Origin of the sequence: Terrabacter sp. GCM10028922, from assembly GCF_042666095.1 — a bacterium.
Classification (GTDB): domain Bacteria; phylum Actinomycetota; class Actinomycetes; order Actinomycetales; family Dermatophilaceae; genus Terrabacter.
Genome location: NZ_JBHTFG010000009.1, coordinates 335,756 through 349,744 on the forward strand (window position 1 = coordinate 335,756; position 13,989 = coordinate 349,744).

A 13,989-nucleotide genomic window follows, 5' to 3' on the forward strand; every position below is an offset into this window, starting at 1 on the left:
CGAGGGCGAGGACATGCGAGAGGGCCAGCACCCGGCATACGGGAGCTGGCCCTCTCGGGGCGTGCGCCGACTCAGCGCAGCGCGGAGACCACGAAGTCGATGGCCTTCGTCAGCGTCGTGACGTCCTCGGGGTCGACGGCCGGGAACATCGCGACGCGCAGCTGGTTGCGGCCGAGCTTGCGGTACGGCTCGACGTCGACGACGCCGTTGGCGCGCAGCGTCTTGGCGACCTCGGCGGCGTCGATCGAGTCGTCGAGGTCGATGGTGCCGACGACCTGCGAGCGCGCCGCGGGGTCGGCGACGTACGGCGTCGTGTAGTCGGTCTGCTCGGCCCACGTGTAGAGGCGCGTCGAGGAGTCCTTGGTGCGGGCGGTCGTGAAGTCCAGACCCCCGTTGCCGTTCATCCAGTCGAGCTGGCTCTTCATCAGCGCCAGGGTCGAGAGGGCCGGCGTGTTGTAGGTCTGGTTCTTCAGCGAGTTGTCGATGGCCGTCGGCAGGCTGAAGAAGTCGGGCACCCAGCGGCCGGTCGCGGCGATCTGCTCGACGCGGGCGAGCGCGGCGGGGGAGAAGGCGGCGAGCCAGAGGCCACCGTCGGAGGCGAAGCACTTCTGCGGCGCGAAGTAGTAGACGTCTGACTGCGTGATGTCGACCGGGAGGCCGCCGGCACCGGAGGTCGCGTCGATGAGCACGAGGGCGTCGTCGCCGGCACCCTCGACGCGCTGGACCGGCGCCATGACACCGGTGGAGGTCTCGTTGTGGGGCCACGCGTAGACGTCGACACCGGCCTCGGCGTACGGGGTCGCGAGCGTGCCGGGGTCGGCCTTGACGATGGTGGGGTCGCCGAGGAACGGGGCAGCCTTGGTGACGTTGGCGAACTTGCTCGAGAACTCACCGAACGCGAGGTGCTGCGAGCGCTCCCGGACGAGCCCGAACGCGGCGATGTCCCAGAACGCGGTGGAGCCGCCGTTGCCGAGGATGATCTCGTAGCCCTCGGGGAGGCTGAAGAGGTCGCGCAGGCCGGAGCGGACCTCGCCGACGAGGTTCTTGACCGGGGCCTGGCGGTGCGAGGTGCCGAGCACGGTGCGTCCGAGGGAGCTGAGGTACTCGAGCTGCTCGGGACGGACCTTCGAGGGTCCGGAGCCGAACCGTCCGTCGGCCGGAAGGAGCTCGGCCGGGATGGTGATGGGCTGGGTCACGGCGGGTGCTTCGGTCACGGATTCACCTTGGGAATGCGGCCACGTTTCGAGGATGTGGCGGGCGTGTTGATGGCGGATGACGCCGTTGTCACCCCGGCCATTGAACCGCAGCTGCCCACGCCTCGGACACGCCCGCTCGGTGTGTGGACGCCCACACCGACCGCCGCTGCACTGTTTCGTCGTTCGTCACCGTCCGGGAGAGGGTGTGGCTGGGACGACAGGGTGCGCATCGTCCACAGGGGTGCGGCGGTGCGTCCGGTTGTCCACACCGCCCGGGCCGGCCCTTCGCCGACGCTCCCTCCGGACAGAGGGTCGGCACATGGACCTCACCACGATCGCCCGCAACGACGTGTTTTCTGCAGCGGACGCGGGCCGGTGGGGCGTCAGCGCTGACGCGTTGGCGCGGCTCGTCACCGAGGGATCGCTCGTGCCGCTCGTCCGCGGCTACTACGCCACCCGCAAGCCCCGTGACGAGCGCGACCGACACGCGCTGCGATCGATGGCCGCTTTCCGCCGGCTTGGTGGCCGCGCCCTCGTCAGCCATCACAGCACCCTCGTCCTGCAGGGCCTGCCGACGTATGCCGCCGACCTCGACCTCGTGCACCTGACCCACCGCACGCGGCGATCCGACAAGCGGTCCGGCGGGGTGCACGTCGCGAGAGCACTTCCCTGCCTGCCCGGTGGCGACCGGGTCCCGACGGCGGTCGCGATCGTCCAGGCCGGACTCGTCGGTTCACCGCTGACCGCTCTGGTCGCGGCAGATGCCGCCCTGCACCGCGCCATGGTGACGCCCGACGAGCTGGTCTGCGCGCTCGCGCGCTTCGGTGGGCACCGTGGCGTGGGCGAGGTGCGGGCCGCGCTCCACCACGCCGACAGCCGCATCGAGTCCGTGGGCGAGTCGCTGCTCGCTCACACGCTGCGGCTGCTCGACATCACCGTGACCCCACAGGTGCACGTCGCAACCGACTCGGGCGTGTACCGGGCTGACTTCGCCGTGGACGGCACACGGGTGCTCGTCGAGTTCGACGGCCGGGTCAAGTACGACAGCCCGAAGGTGTTGTTCGACGAGAAGAGGCGAGAGGACGCGCTGCGCCGCGCAGGGTGGGTCGTGGTTCGGTTCGTGTGGGCCGACCTGCGGCACCCGCACCGGATCCGCCGCCGCATCGACGAGGCCGTGACGCTGAGCCGGCGCGCCGGCTGACCGAGGGAGTCTGGTCTGGCTGCTCTCGGCTCACCCGCGTCGTCGCAGATGCACTCCCTCCAGGAGGTGCCAGGACGAGCGAGGGGTGCGGCTGCGAGCAACCGGCGCGGCACTCAGCGGACGGTGCCGCCGAGGGAGGTGCTGGTGTAGGCGCCGGGTCTGCCGTTGTAGACCCAGAGGTGCCCGTCGGCGCCCCGCCCGAAGAGCAGGAACGTGCCGTCGGCCCGGGTCACGACGTCGGGGGCCGACGTGAAGACCGGCGCCAGACCGGTCAGGGTGCTGCCGCGCTGGACGACCGCATGCCGGTCGACGCCGTTGCCGACCGCGACCAGGGCCCGACCCGGCCACGCGTCTCCGAGCGCACGGTCGGACCAGGCCGCGAGGTTGTCGTAGCGCCGGACCCAGCCGGTGCTCGCCCCGCTCGCGGTGAAGACGCGCTCGTACGTCGCGCCGTTCGTGCCGCGCCCGGTCACCAGGATGGTGCCATTGGCCGCCTTCGCCGACGCGGACAGGCCCGAGGTGAAGACCCCGCCGACGGAGACCCAGCCGCTCCAGCTCGTGCCGTTGAAGCGCTTGCGCCAGGAGGAGCCGGTCGGCGCCACGGCGAACACGTCGATCGTCCCGTTGCCGAGGGACGCGCCGTGCTGGGCGATGACCGTGCCGCCGAGGTTGGCCGACCCCTTGCGTATGCCGTCCTGGAACCACGTGTGGACGAGCTGGCGCGACCCGTTGCGGGTGAAGAGGTCGACGCGGCCCGCTCGCGAGCTCGTCGCCGAAGGTGCGTCGGTCGACGTGACACCGGCGGACGTCCAGCCGCCCCAGGACGAGCCGTCGTTGGTGCTGCGTCGGAACGAGACGCCGTCGCCGGTGCCGCGGACGAAGGTCATCAGCTGCGTGCCGGTGCGCGCCGCCGTGACGCCGACGGGCGAGATGAGGCTTCCGCCCGACCTGCTCGGCACGGAGGCGGTCGGGCGGATGCGCACGATCTTGTCGTTGCTGCCGTTGGAGGTCGTGAAGTAGAGGGACCCGTCGGGTCCGAGCTGCACGGCGCGGATGCGGCCGTAGCCCTGGGCGGCCGCGAGCCGCGTCACCGAGGCCACGCGCGTCGTCGTCGGTGACGGGTTGAACCGCATGAGGTAGATGCCCTCGCCCTTGAGCAGTCCGACGGCAAGGGCCCCCTGCCACTCGCCCCACGCCGACCCGCGCAGGAAGGTCGCACCGCTCGTCGCGACGGTCGGGTAGCCGGACGACCACATCGCCACCCGTGCCGACGGGAACTTCGACAGGTCGGTCATCGGGGTCGACTCGTCGTAGCCGGGCACGGGGTCCCAGCCGTAGTTGGCGCCGCGCGCCGAAAGGTTGATCTCGTCGTCGCGGCTCGTGCCGTGCTCGGCGGTCCACAGCTCGCTCGTGCCCGGCCGCAGCGCAAGCCCCTGGATGTTGCGGTGGCCGTACTGCCACACGTAGCGGGCGTTGCCGCCGCGCGAGTAGAACGGGTTGTCGGTCGGGATGGCGCCGTTCCAGCCGACGCGGAGCACCTTGCCGCCGAGCGAACCGAGGTTCTGCGGGTTGGTGCCGACGGCGGCGTCGCCGGTGCCGACGTAGAGCTTGCCGTCGGTGCCGAACCGCAGTCGGCAGCCCGAGTGGCGGCCCGTCGTGATCGGCAGGCCGGTGATCACGGGCGCGCCGTCCGAGACGGCACTCGTGTCGCTCGTCAGGCGCCAGCGCAGGACTCGCACGTCGAGGGCGCCGCCCGACGAGCTGCGGACCGACTGGCACGTGTAGAAGCGCTTGTTCGTCGATGCCGCGGGGTCGGCCACGAGACCGAGCAGGCCGCCCTCGCTGTTGACGTAGATCGACGGGAAACCGGAGATGGCGACCCGGCGCGGTGCGTTGCTGCCACGTTTGCTCCACACCTGGCCGGCGCGCAGGTCGTAGAGCATGAGGCCGCCGACCCACGTGATGTCCCACGGGTAGCTGAGGCCGGACACGACCGTCGTGACCTGCAGCGTCGGCGCGGCCTGGGCCGCCGGCGGGTGCTCGACGGCCAGTGCGGCTCCGGCGAGCAGCGTGCCCACCAGAGCGATCGAACCTCGGACTCGCAGCCGCTGCACCATCGTGTCTCCCCGACTCAGTGACCTCGTGACTCCTGTCGCGAGGCTACGCGCCGGGGCGCCCGTCCGCTCGTCGAAGCGGCGGGCACTCGGGGATGGTCAGCGGCCGATGTCGGGCGTCCAGCCGGCGACGTCCTCGGGACGCCGCTCGCTCGCACCGACGTAGCGCGACGAGGGGCGGATCAGCCGACCGGTCAGCTTCTGCTCCAGGATGTGCGCCGACCAGCCGGCCGTACGTGCACAGGTGAACATCGGCGTGAACATCGACGACGGCACCTCGGCGAAGTCGAGGATGACGGCGGCCCAGAACTCGACGTTGGTCGCGAGCACGCGGTCGGGGCGGCGGGCGTGCAGCTCGTCGAGGGCGGCCTTCTCGAGCGCTGCGGCGGCCTCGTACCGCGGGGCGCCCAGGCGTTCGCAGGCCGAACGGAGAACGCGGGCGCGCGGGTCCTCGGCGCGGTAGACGCGGTGACCGAAGCCCATGAGCCGGTCGCCCTTGTCGAGGACACCCTTGACGTATGCCGTGGCGTCGCCGAGCTGCTCGACGCCGTCGAGCATGTGCAGCACGCGCGAGGGCGCGCCGCCGTGGAGCGGCCCGGACATCGCACCGACTGCGCCGGAGAGGGCGGCCGCGACGTCGGCGCCGGTCGAGGTGATGACCCGCGCCGTGAAGGTGGAGGCGTTCATCCCGTGCTCGGCGGCCGAGACCCAGTACGCGTCGACGGCCTCGACGTGCCGCGGGTCGGGCTCGCCCCGCCAGCGGATCATGAACCGCTCGGTGATCGTGCGCGCCCTGTCGACCTCGCGCTGCGGGACCATCGGCTTGTCGAGGCCCCGCGCGGACTGGCCGACGAACGACAGCGCCATGACGGCCGCCCGGGCGAGGTTGTCGCGCACCTCGTCGGCGGCGATGTCGAGGGTCGGCTTGAAGCCCCAGACGGGGGCGAGCATCGCGAGCGCGGACTGGACGTCGACCCGCACGTCGCCCGTGTGGACCGGCAGCGGGTAGGGCTCCGCGGGGGGCAGGCCGGGATCGAACTCGTTGTCGACGAGCAGCCCCCAGACGTGGCCGAAGTCGACGTGTCCGACGAGGTCGTCGATGTCGACACCGCGATACCGCAGGGCCCCGCCCTCCTTGTCCGGCTCCGCAATGGTCGACTCGAAGGCGATGACGCCTTCGAGTCCGGGCTTGAAGTCAGGGTCGGGCGTGCTGTCTGCCATGTCGGTCCTTGCTGTGCAGGCGGTACCACCGCGGTGTGGAGGCCGGCAGCCTGCGACCGGGAGGGACCCGTCGGTCGTGGCTGCCACACTCACCGTATGCCGTCAGCAGCCGACCAGATCAAGTTTCGTGGTGCGGTGTTCGCCACGCGGGACGACTACCACGACGCCGTCCGCTTCGAAGGAACCGACTTCACGGGGGCCCATGCGGAGGGCCACACGTTCCTCGAGTGCTCGCTCGTCGGCGGCACGCTCGACGAGGCCCACCTCGAGGGCTCGCGGTGGTCCGAGTCCGAGTGGGAGCGCGTGCAGGGCGTCGGCGTGACGCTCAGCGAGGCCAGCCTCGCCGACACGGCCCTCGTGGGCTGCCGGCTCGCGGCCGTCTCGGCGTGGGGCTCGACGTGGCGCGACGTCACGGTGCGCGGCGGCAAGGTCGACTTCCTCAACCTGCGGGGCGCGAGGCTCAAGGACGTCGCATTCGTCGACTGCGTCGTCACCGAGCTCGACCTGCAGGAGGCGACGGTCGACGGGCTGACCTTCGAGGGCTGCACGTTGGTCCAGCCGTCCTTCGGGCGTGGGAGCTACGCCGGGCTCGACCTGTCCGGGGCGACGTTGCGCTCACCGACCGGGCTGGCCGGTCTCAGGGGCGCGATTCTGAGCCGTCACCAGGTGATCGACCTTGCCGACGCGTTCGCCTCCGAGCTCGGAATAGCGATCGCCGACTGACGCAGGGCGCGCTGGTCAGTTGATCTGGTTGGGCTTGCCCCGGCGCAGGGCCGCGGTCGCCGCGTCCTTGGCGCGGTCGGTGACCTTCACCTTGTCCTGCGGGCGGATCCGCTTCGTCAGGTCGGCGCGCTCGACGAGGGCCGTGAGCGGCATGTCGGTCTCCGGGTGGACACCGACCGGCTCGTCCCCACTGAAGACGACCCAGAGAGAGACATCACCCTTGTAGACCTTGAGGATGCTGCCGTCGGCGAGCGACGTGGCGTGGGCCATGGCCTGACGCCGGGCTCGCTCACTCGAGATCGCCTTGTTCGCCGCTTCCTTGGCGGGCTCGCGCAGCGCCTGGGTGGCCACCCAGATCTGTGGTCCGTACTTGATGCCGAGCTTGACGGTCTGGGTGACGAGCTTGCCCTTGCCTGCCATCGTGTGACTCCTCACGGCCCCGGCGTGCCGGGGCTCCTCGCACGGGTCCGCGCGCGCCGTGGCCTGACGTCCGCGCGGTCCTTCTCGCGCACAACCCTAGTCTGGGCTCATGGACAGCTCTCCCGACGACGGGCTCGCGGCGGTGCGCCGGGTCGACTACCGCGGCGACGGGCTCGTCGAGGGCGATGTGGCCGCATCGCCGTACCTGCAGGCGCGCGCCTGGATCGACGGGGCAGTCACCGCTGCAGCCGAGCGCGACGACGTACCGGAGCCGACCGCGATGTCCGTCGCGACGGTAGACGCGAGCGGTGCACCCGACGTCCGTACCGTCCTCATGCGCTTCTTCGACGAGCGCGGGCCAGGGTTCGTCACCAACCTCGAGTCCGCGAAGAGCCAGCAGCTGCAGGCGAACCCCCGCATCGCCGCCTCCTTGACCTGGCCGGCGATCTACCGCGCGATCCGCTTCCGCGGCACCGCCGAGCTCATCGGCCGCGACGAGGTCGAGGCGTACTTCGACTCGCGTCCCTACGGCTCCCGGCTGTCGGCCTGGGCGTCTGACCAGTCGCGGCCGGCCGCCGACCGGGCCGAGCTCGAGCGCCGGTGGCAGGACGCACTGGAGCGCTTCCCCGAGACGGAGAACGGCGGCCACGTGCCCGTCCCTGACTTCTGGGGCGGGTGGCGCATCGTGTGCGACGAGGTCGAGTTCTGGGCGGGGCGCAGCAACCGGCTCCACGACCGGATCGTGTTCCGCCGCAAAGGGCGCGGTGACATCGCCGACCAGACCGCGTGGACGATGCTGCGTCTCCAGCCCTGACCGTCGGCTCGTCCCGGACAGCGCAACGACATGGAACAGGGCAGCCCGACGAGGTCGGACTGCCCTGCTTCATCCATGGGTGTGGATGGGGACGCGGCTATCGCGTGGCCACCTCACACGCTCCGGAAGAAATCACTTCTCGGATCACCTCCCTTCGTTGTTCGACGACTCGACCGTACGTCGCCCCCGAATCAGGCGGCAAGACCTTTTTACGGATGGCCCTCAGGCGGGTCCGTGGGCAGCGGGTCGTCGCTCGTCGTCGTGTCGTCCGGTCGGCCGGGCGTGTCCTCGCCGCGCCCGGGGCGTCGTGTGATCCGGCCGAAGCCGACGATGAGCGCGACGACGGCCACGACGACGAGCGCGACCACGAGCATCGGTCCCCACGTCTGGTCCGGCGGTGCGGCAGCGTCGGCGGGCACGAGCAGAGCGCCGGCGAACGTCACGGATGGACCTCCGGCTCGGGGGCGACGGCCGCGGCACTGCCCGGACCGAGGCCACGACCCGTGCCGCCCCCGCCGCCGACCGGAGCCGCGGTGACATGACCGACCGACGTTCCGGCCGGGACCTCGGTCGAGTCGTGGGTCGAGTCGTCGGGACCGCCGGACGTCGCCGCGGCGAGACCCCGCGCCCCGAGCAGCATCGCCAGGAGCACGGGGAGCTCGAGGTACGCGTGGTAGCTGGCCAGGGCGGCATACAACGCCTTGCCCTGGACGAAGTCGACGCCGAAGAGGACGGCGAAGACGGCCGCCGCCATGAAGCCCATCGCCCACAGCCGCGGGCCCGTCACCCAGGGCACCCGGGCCTCGAACGCCGCCGACGCATCCGGGGCGACGCGGGGCATGAGGGCCACCCAGACGACGTAGTGCATCGTCTGCATGAACGCGAAGACGGTGAGGAAGCGCATGCCGACGACCGTGGCCGCCGCCCCCGGCGGGGCACTCGAGGCCACCACCGAGTGCCCGTCACCGACAACGCTGCGCACGATGCCCGGGTCGGCGCCGAGCGACCCGTCGATCAGCCCGAGCAGGATGACGGCCGGGACGGCGACGACCCACACGAGCTGGACCGCGCGGAAGGCCTGCCGCCCCCGTCGAGAGACGATGCGGCGCGACCACTCCCACAGGAAGAACAGCGGGACGACGTTGTGCAGGTGGGTGAGCACGACGAAGTGGTACGCCGGGAAGGTGAGCGACACGACCGACGCCGTTCCCACGACCGCCAACGCCGTGACGCGCCGCCGCCCGTCGAGCCCCTGCCAGGCCGCCGCAGCGAGGACGCCGTAGCCGAGGAGGATCTCGGCGAGCTGGGCCGGACGCCCGACCACGCCGACGAGGAGCCGGCACACGACGATGCCCGTGATGAGCGCGCCGAGCAGGTCCAGGAACGGCCGGCCGAGCACGCCGGAGAAGCGGCCCGCGACGTAGCGGATCTCGAGGAGGTTGTGCAGGATGCCGAAGAGGATGAGGCCGATGACCGACGTCGCGATGGGGGACCCGACGGCGACGGCGAGCGAAGCGCCGACGGCCCCGAGCACGAGGAGGGTGATGGCACGCGAGCGCGGAGCGACGCCCGGGTCGGCGTCGGTACTGACCGGCCGGGTCTGCGTGGTCACGCGGTGACCCCGGCCGCGCTCGTGGCCCTGGCGCTGACGCTGGGGGTCGAGGTGCCGATGGTCGCCGCATTCGCGCGGCTGGCCCGATGGGTGGGCCCGCCCGGGGCGGTCGCCGGCGCGGTCGGCGTCAACGTCGTGACCCACCCCGTGCTGTATGCCGTCTCGACCGGCTTCGGGTCACCGTGGCAGCTCGTGATGGCCGAGGCCGTGGTGGTCGCCGTCGAGACCGTGCTGCTCGTGTGGTGGTGGCACGTCAGGGCTCGCGAGGACACGGTGACGCTGGCCCTGGCGGTCGTCGCCGCCAATGCCGCCTCCACCGCCCTCGGTCTGCTCGTCCTCTGAGTCCTGGCCATCCGCCCATGGTTTCGTCGGCCGGTCGGCCGGGCCAGCCGAGAAACCCAATCGTTAGGGTCCTGTGGCGTGACCGATACTCGGGGCGGCGGCGACGAGCGTGGGGGCAGCCTGCGCGCGATCGCCCTGTCGGCGTACGGCCCGACGCTCCTCGGCTCGACGGGGGCGGGTGCGGTCTCGCCGATCGTCGCGATCTCGGCCCGAGAGCTGGGGGCGTCGGTCGGCGTGGCCGCGCTTCTCGTCGCGATGATGGGGCTCGGCCAGCTCCTCGGTGACCTCCCGTCCGGTGCGCTCGCGGCTCGCATCGGCGAGCGACGTGCGCTGCTGGTGGCAGCCGTCGTCGAGGCGGTCGGCATGCTCGTGGCGGCGCTCGCGGACGGGCTCGCCGTGCTCTTCGCCGGGGTGCTCGTCATCGGCTTGGCCGGCGCGCTCTTCGGGCTCGCCAGACAGGCGTACCTCACCGAGGCGGTGCCGGTCGCGATGCGTGCCCGGGCCCTGTCGACGCTCGGCGGCGTCCACCGCATCGGCTACTTCGTCGGCCCGTTCGTCGGTTCGCTCGTCATCACGCGGTGGGGCACGGAGTCGGCATATGCCGTCGGCGGCGTCGCGAGCATCGCCGCCTTCGTGCTCGTCCTCGTCGCGCCGGACGTCACCGGGGCGGCCGAGCGGCTCGCGGCCGCCGGGGCACCGCGCAGCGTCGTGTCGGTCCTCCTGCAGCACCGGCACGTGCTGCTCACGCTCGGCACCGGCGCGATGTGCGTCGCGGGAGCGCGCGCCATCCGCGAGGCGCTCGTGCCGTTGTGGGCCGAGTCGGTCGGCTTCTCACCCGCGCAGACCTCGCTCGTCTTCGGGGTCGCCGGCGCCATCGACATGGCGCTGTTCTACCCCTCGGGCTGGCTCATGGACCGCTACGGCCGGGTGGCCGCGGCCGTGCCGAGCATGGTGGTGCTCGGCCTCGGGATGGCGCTGCTGCCGCTCGCGACGAGCCTCGTCGCGGTGACCGCGGCCGCGACCGTCCTCGGCGTCGGCAACGGGCTGGGGGCGGGTCTGATCATGACCCTCGGCGCCGACGCGTCCCCCGCCGACGGCCGGGCGCAGTTCCTCGGTGGTTGGCGCCTCTGCGCCGACGTGGGAAGGGCCGCGGGCCCCCTGGCGTTGTCAGGGCTGAGCACCATCATGTCCCTCGGCGCCTCCGCGGTCGTGCTCGGCGTGGGTGCGCTCGTCGGGGCGGGATGGCTGCGCATCTGGGTGCCACGACACGACCCGACACGTGGCACGGCGACGAGCGGTCCCTGACGCTCCCGGATTCTGAGAAGGTATGACCGTGACGGACCTGATCGACACCACCGAGATGTACCTGCGCACGATCTACGAGCTCGAGGAGGAGGGCATCGTCCCTCTGCGCGCGCGCATCGCGGAGCGTCTCGGCCACTCCGGTCCGACCGTCTCGCAGACCGTGGCCCGCATGGAGCGCGACGGCCTCGTCGCCGTCTCCGGAGACCGTCACCTCGAGCTGTCCGACCACGGGCGGCTGCTCGCGACGCGCGTCATGCGCAAGCACCGCCTCGCCGAGCGTCTGCTCGTCGACGTCATCGGTCTCGAGTGGGAGTACGCCCATGACGAGGCGTGCCGCTGGGAGCACGTCATGTCCGAGAAGGTGGAGCGCAAGATCCTCGGTCTGATCGGCGAGGGCCTGGAGTCCCCCTACGGCAACCCGATCCCGGGTCTCGCCGAGCTCGGAGTGCGTCAGGACGAGGACTTCCTGAGCGGCCTCAGCACGCTGACAGCGGTGGTCGGCGACGTGCCGGCGGTCGTCACGATCCGCCGCATCGGTGAGCCCGTGCAGGTCGACCCCGAGGCGCTCGCGCTGCTGACGAGCGCCGGCGTCGTGCCCGGGGCCCGGGTCGAGGTCGTGCGTGAGGGTGGCCGGGTCGTGGCGGTGCGCGAAGGCAGCGAGCCGTCGACGGGCGTCTCCCTGCCTCACGACGTCGCCGTCCACGTCTTCTGCCAGGCAGCCGCGAGCACCGCTGCGTGAACACGCCGCATCCGTCAGGGTTTGCCCCGGTCCGGCACCTCGTTTTGGCATGCCTTGCCACACCTCGGAAGACGTCGATGAAAATTCTTTGACTTCGGTGGACGCCAAGGTGACAAGGACCATGGGGTTGGGTACGGTTGGCCGCACTTGCTCTCCCCGTCGAGCGAGTGCCCCGGGTCGGACCGCCTAGTCCTGCCATCGACCTGAGGCTCAGTACGAACCGCACGGCAGGAGCGGGGGAACCACTTTCTCCGGGCGTCGAGAGACGTCCTCGGGGTGAAGCCCTCCGTGGACCCGAACGGGTCCGAGCGAAGGCCGGGCGAGTACCTCCAGCCCGAACCCGACAGCTCACCTCGTAGGCGTCGAGAGGTCAAACGTGGCTCAGAACGTTCCCGGGCGCCACCGCGCCCCCGGTCGATTCAACGCGATCTCCGAGCTCAAGACGATCGCCAAGGAGTCTGCTCAGCCCGCCGTGAAGGGTGCCGCCATCGTCGCGGCCTCGGGTGGCCTCGTGGCCACCTTCGCCGGTCCGGCGAGCGCCGCAGACGGTTCGACCGTCGCAGGCCCCGCGGTCGTCGGCCCCCAGGTCGGCACCCTGAAGGCGTCCAACGCCCTCTCTGCCATCGGCTACGCCAAGCCCGCCCTCAAGGCAGCCACGGTCAAGCCCGTTGTCATCGAGGACATCAAGGTCAAGACCGAGCGCGCCGAGAAGAAGGCAGCCGAAGAGGCCGCCGCCGCGCGTGAGGCCGCCTCCGAGCGTGCGTCGCGTTCCGCGAGCCGCACCGCCCTCAACGTCGCTCCCGACCCCAGCGCCACCGGCATCATCGGCATCGCGCAGTCGCTCTTCGGCGTCCCGTACGTCTACGGCGGCACGACGCCGTCGGGCTTCGACTGCTCGGGCTTCACGTCCTACGTCTACCGCCAGGCCGGCATCTCGATCCCGCGCACCGCGTCCGCGCAGGCCGCGGCCTCGACGCCCGTCAGCAGCCCGCGTCCCGGTGACCTCGTCTTCTTCGGCTCGCCGATCTACCACGTGGGCATCTACGTCAGCCCCGGCCGCATGATCGACGCGCAGCGCACCGGCACCGTGATCGGCAACCACTCGATCTGGACCACGCCGTCGATGTACGGCCGTATCTGAGCGCCCGTTCCCGCCTCTTCTCGTTGCGCCCCCACCGGAGTCCGGTGGGGGCGCAACGCTTTTCCGGGGTCAGCGCGGTCCATGGTTGACTGAGGCGATGACCGTGCAGCCTGCCGCCGAGTCCACGACCCTCATCGAGCTCGAGCTCTGGAGCGACCTGGTCTGCCCCTACTCGTGGGTGGCCAAGCGGCGCCTCGAGGCCGCCGTCGCAGCGTTCGAGCGTCCCCACGACGTCACCGTGCGGCTGCGCTCGTTCGAGCTCGACCCGGACGTCCGGGTCGGTGGGGGCGTGCCCGTCGACGAGCACGTCGGCGCCCGGCACGGCGTCGACCGGGCGGCCGGACGACTCATGAACGCGACGGCGAGCGAGGTCGCCGAGGCGGACGACCTCATCTTCGACTGGGACAGCGCCGTGCGGGCCAACACCTTCGACGCCCACCGCCTCTGCGTGCTCGGCCGCGAGATGGGTGGCCCGGCGTTGCGGTCCGCGGCCGTCGAGCGCTTCCACTCCGCACACTTCCGCGAGGGCCTCGCCATCGACGACCACGAGGTGCTCCAGCGCCTCTCCGCCGAGTGCGGCCTCGACGAGCGCCGCGTCTCGGCGGTGCTCGCCTCCGACACGTACGCCGACGAGGTGCGAGCCGACGAGCAGCGGGCGCACTCGATGGGCGTCACCTCGACGCCGTTCGTCGTCGCCAACGGGTACGCCGCCGTGTCGGGTGCGCGCCCCGTCGAGGACTACCTGGCCCTCCTGCGCGGGGTCGCGACGCAGACGGTCTGAGCGGGGACCCGCGCACTTCGGGAGACGACGGGCTTCGGTGGGTGCTCCCGTCCCCTCCTCGGGAGCACCCACCGTCGTTCGGCCGGCAGCCCCCATCGCGACCGGCCGTGACGCGCCCCGGCTCGGCCCCACGGCTGCGCCGGACCCCCTGGCCCGAGGCGTCGTCCGAGGAGCGCGTCACATCAGGAGACGTCGCTGCCGGTCAGGTGTGTCGCAAACGCGCGCAAATCCCCACAAGCTGTGTCGGCCGCGCACATCGGTGGGCATGTCGCGCCATGATTCGGCCCGTGCGGCGTCTCCAAGGGGAAGGATGCGTGAGGTGCGTTGCTGACGCGCCGACCGGGTCGGGGGACGAGACCCGGCACCCGGCCACGCGCCCG

14 protein-coding genes and 1 riboswitch are annotated in these 13,989 nt (G+C 71.8%); of the genes, 8 read left to right on the forward strand and 6 right to left on the reverse strand.

Annotation, left to right across the window (positions count from 1 at the left end; genetic code table 11):
• Window positions 1-71 precede the first annotated feature (71 nt).
• Window positions 72-1,196: a phosphoserine transaminase gene (gene serC, locus ACFQU3_RS10395; RefSeq protein ID WP_385909527.1), complete on the reverse strand. Its 1,125-nt coding sequence runs from the start codon at window positions 1,194-1,196 to the stop codon at window positions 72-74.
• A gap of 319 nt (window positions 1,197-1,515) precedes the next feature.
• Between serC and ACFQU3_RS10400 the strand changes: the two genes are divergently transcribed.
• Complete coding sequence (locus ACFQU3_RS10400; RefSeq protein WP_385909387.1) at window positions 1,516-2,397, forward strand: DUF559 domain-containing protein; 882 nt, start codon at window positions 1,516-1,518, stop codon at window positions 2,395-2,397.
• A 113-nt stretch (window positions 2,398-2,510) separates the two neighbouring features.
• On the opposite strand, the gene ACFQU3_RS10405 is transcribed toward ACFQU3_RS10400, so the two are convergent.
• Entirely contained in the window at window positions 2,511-4,475 is a 1,965-nt protein-coding gene (locus ACFQU3_RS10405; RefSeq protein WP_385909389.1) for a PQQ-dependent sugar dehydrogenase, read from the reverse strand.
• 135 nt (window positions 4,476-4,610) lie between these two features.
• Entirely contained in the window at window positions 4,611-5,732 is a 1,122-nt protein-coding gene (locus tag ACFQU3_RS10410; RefSeq protein WP_385909391.1) for a citrate synthase 2, read from the reverse strand.
• A 96-nt stretch (window positions 5,733-5,828) separates the two neighbouring features.
• Here ACFQU3_RS10410 and ACFQU3_RS10415 point away from each other — a divergent pair, with 96 nt between their 5' ends.
• Window positions 5,829-6,455: a pentapeptide repeat-containing protein gene (locus tag ACFQU3_RS10415; protein ID WP_385909393.1), complete on the forward strand. Its 627-nt coding sequence runs from the start codon at window positions 5,829-5,831 to the stop codon at window positions 6,453-6,455.
• Window positions 6,456-6,470: 15 nt separating this feature from the next.
• Here ACFQU3_RS10415 and ACFQU3_RS10420 read toward each other — a convergent pair whose 3' ends face one another.
• Window positions 6,471-6,875, reverse strand: coding sequence for a hypothetical protein (locus ACFQU3_RS10420; protein ID WP_385909395.1), 405 nt, complete (start codon window positions 6,873-6,875; stop codon window positions 6,471-6,473).
• A 109-nt stretch (window positions 6,876-6,984) separates the two neighbouring features.
• On the opposite strand from ACFQU3_RS10420, the gene pdxH reads away from it, so the two are divergent.
• Window positions 6,985-7,689: a pyridoxamine 5'-phosphate oxidase gene (pdxH, locus tag ACFQU3_RS10425; RefSeq protein ID WP_385909397.1), complete on the forward strand. Its 705-nt coding sequence runs from the start codon at window positions 6,985-6,987 to the stop codon at window positions 7,687-7,689.
• Window positions 7,690-7,898: 209 nt separating this feature from the next.
• Here pdxH and ACFQU3_RS10430 read toward each other — a convergent pair whose 3' ends face one another.
• On the reverse strand, window positions 7,899-8,132 hold the full coding sequence (locus ACFQU3_RS10430) for a hypothetical protein (protein ID WP_385909399.1): 234 nt from the start codon (window positions 8,130-8,132) through the stop codon (window positions 7,899-7,901).
• Window positions 8,129-9,301: a hypothetical protein gene (locus tag ACFQU3_RS10435; protein WP_385909401.1), complete on the reverse strand. Its 1,173-nt coding sequence runs from the start codon at window positions 9,299-9,301 to the stop codon at window positions 8,129-8,131. Before ACFQU3_RS10435 ends, ACFQU3_RS10430 begins: the two co-directional genes overlap by 4 nt.
• Window positions 9,302-9,304: 3 nt before the next feature.
• On the opposite strand from ACFQU3_RS10435, the gene ACFQU3_RS10440 reads away from it, so the two are divergent.
• The 5 genes from ACFQU3_RS10440 (at window position 9,305) to ACFQU3_RS10460 (ending at window position 13,609) form a co-directional block, all read left to right on the forward strand.
• Window positions 9,305-9,643, forward strand: coding sequence for a hypothetical protein (locus ACFQU3_RS10440; RefSeq protein ID WP_385909403.1), 339 nt, complete (start codon window positions 9,305-9,307; stop codon window positions 9,641-9,643).
• A 78-nt stretch (window positions 9,644-9,721) separates the two neighbouring features.
• On the forward strand, window positions 9,722-10,948 hold the full coding sequence (locus ACFQU3_RS10445) for an MFS transporter (RefSeq protein ID WP_385909405.1): 1,227 nt from the start codon (window positions 9,722-9,724) through the stop codon (window positions 10,946-10,948).
• Window positions 10,949-10,976: 28 nt separating this feature from the next.
• Window positions 10,977-11,687 carry an iron dependent repressor, metal binding and dimerization domain protein gene (locus ACFQU3_RS10450; protein ID WP_385909407.1) on the forward strand — a complete coding sequence of 237 codons (711 nt, stop codon included), beginning with the start codon at window positions 10,977-10,979 and terminating at the stop codon, window positions 11,685-11,687.
• Window positions 11,688-11,884: 197 nt separating this feature from the next.
• A riboswitch (cyclic di-AMP (ydaO/yuaA leader) is annotated at window positions 11,885-12,061 on the forward strand.
• Window positions 12,062-12,063: 2 nt separating this feature from the next.
• Complete coding sequence (locus tag ACFQU3_RS10455) at window positions 12,064-12,828, forward strand: C40 family peptidase (RefSeq protein ID WP_385909409.1); 765 nt, start codon at window positions 12,064-12,066, stop codon at window positions 12,826-12,828.
• 97 nt (window positions 12,829-12,925) lie between these two features.
• Entirely contained in the window at window positions 12,926-13,609 is a 684-nt protein-coding gene (locus tag ACFQU3_RS10460; RefSeq protein WP_385909411.1) for a DsbA family protein, read from the forward strand.
• The last annotated feature ends 380 nt before the right edge of the window (window positions 13,610-13,989 follow it).

Excerpts from the sequence above, each read along its gene's own strand:
- ACFQU3_RS10460 (WP_385909411.1), top strand. The coding sequence starts at position 12,926 with ATGACCGTGCAGCCTGCCGCCGAGTCCACGACCCTCATCGAGCTCGAG.
- ACFQU3_RS10400 (WP_385909387.1), top strand. The coding sequence starts at position 1,516 with ATGGACCTCACCACGATCGCCCGCAACGACGTGTTTTCTGCAGCGGAC.
- ACFQU3_RS10420 (WP_385909395.1), bottom strand. The coding sequence starts at position 6,875 with ATGGCAGGCAAGGGCAAGCTCGTCACCCAGACCGTCAAGCTCGGCATC.
- ACFQU3_RS10415 (WP_385909393.1), top strand. The coding sequence starts at position 5,829 with ATGCCGTCAGCAGCCGACCAGATCAAGTTTCGTGGTGCGGTGTTCGCC.
- ACFQU3_RS10410 (WP_385909391.1), bottom strand. The coding sequence starts at position 5,732 with ATGGCAGACAGCACGCCCGACCCTGACTTCAAGCCCGGACTCGAAGGC.
- pdxH (WP_385909397.1), top strand. The coding sequence starts at position 6,985 with ATGGACAGCTCTCCCGACGACGGGCTCGCGGCGGTGCGCCGGGTCGAC.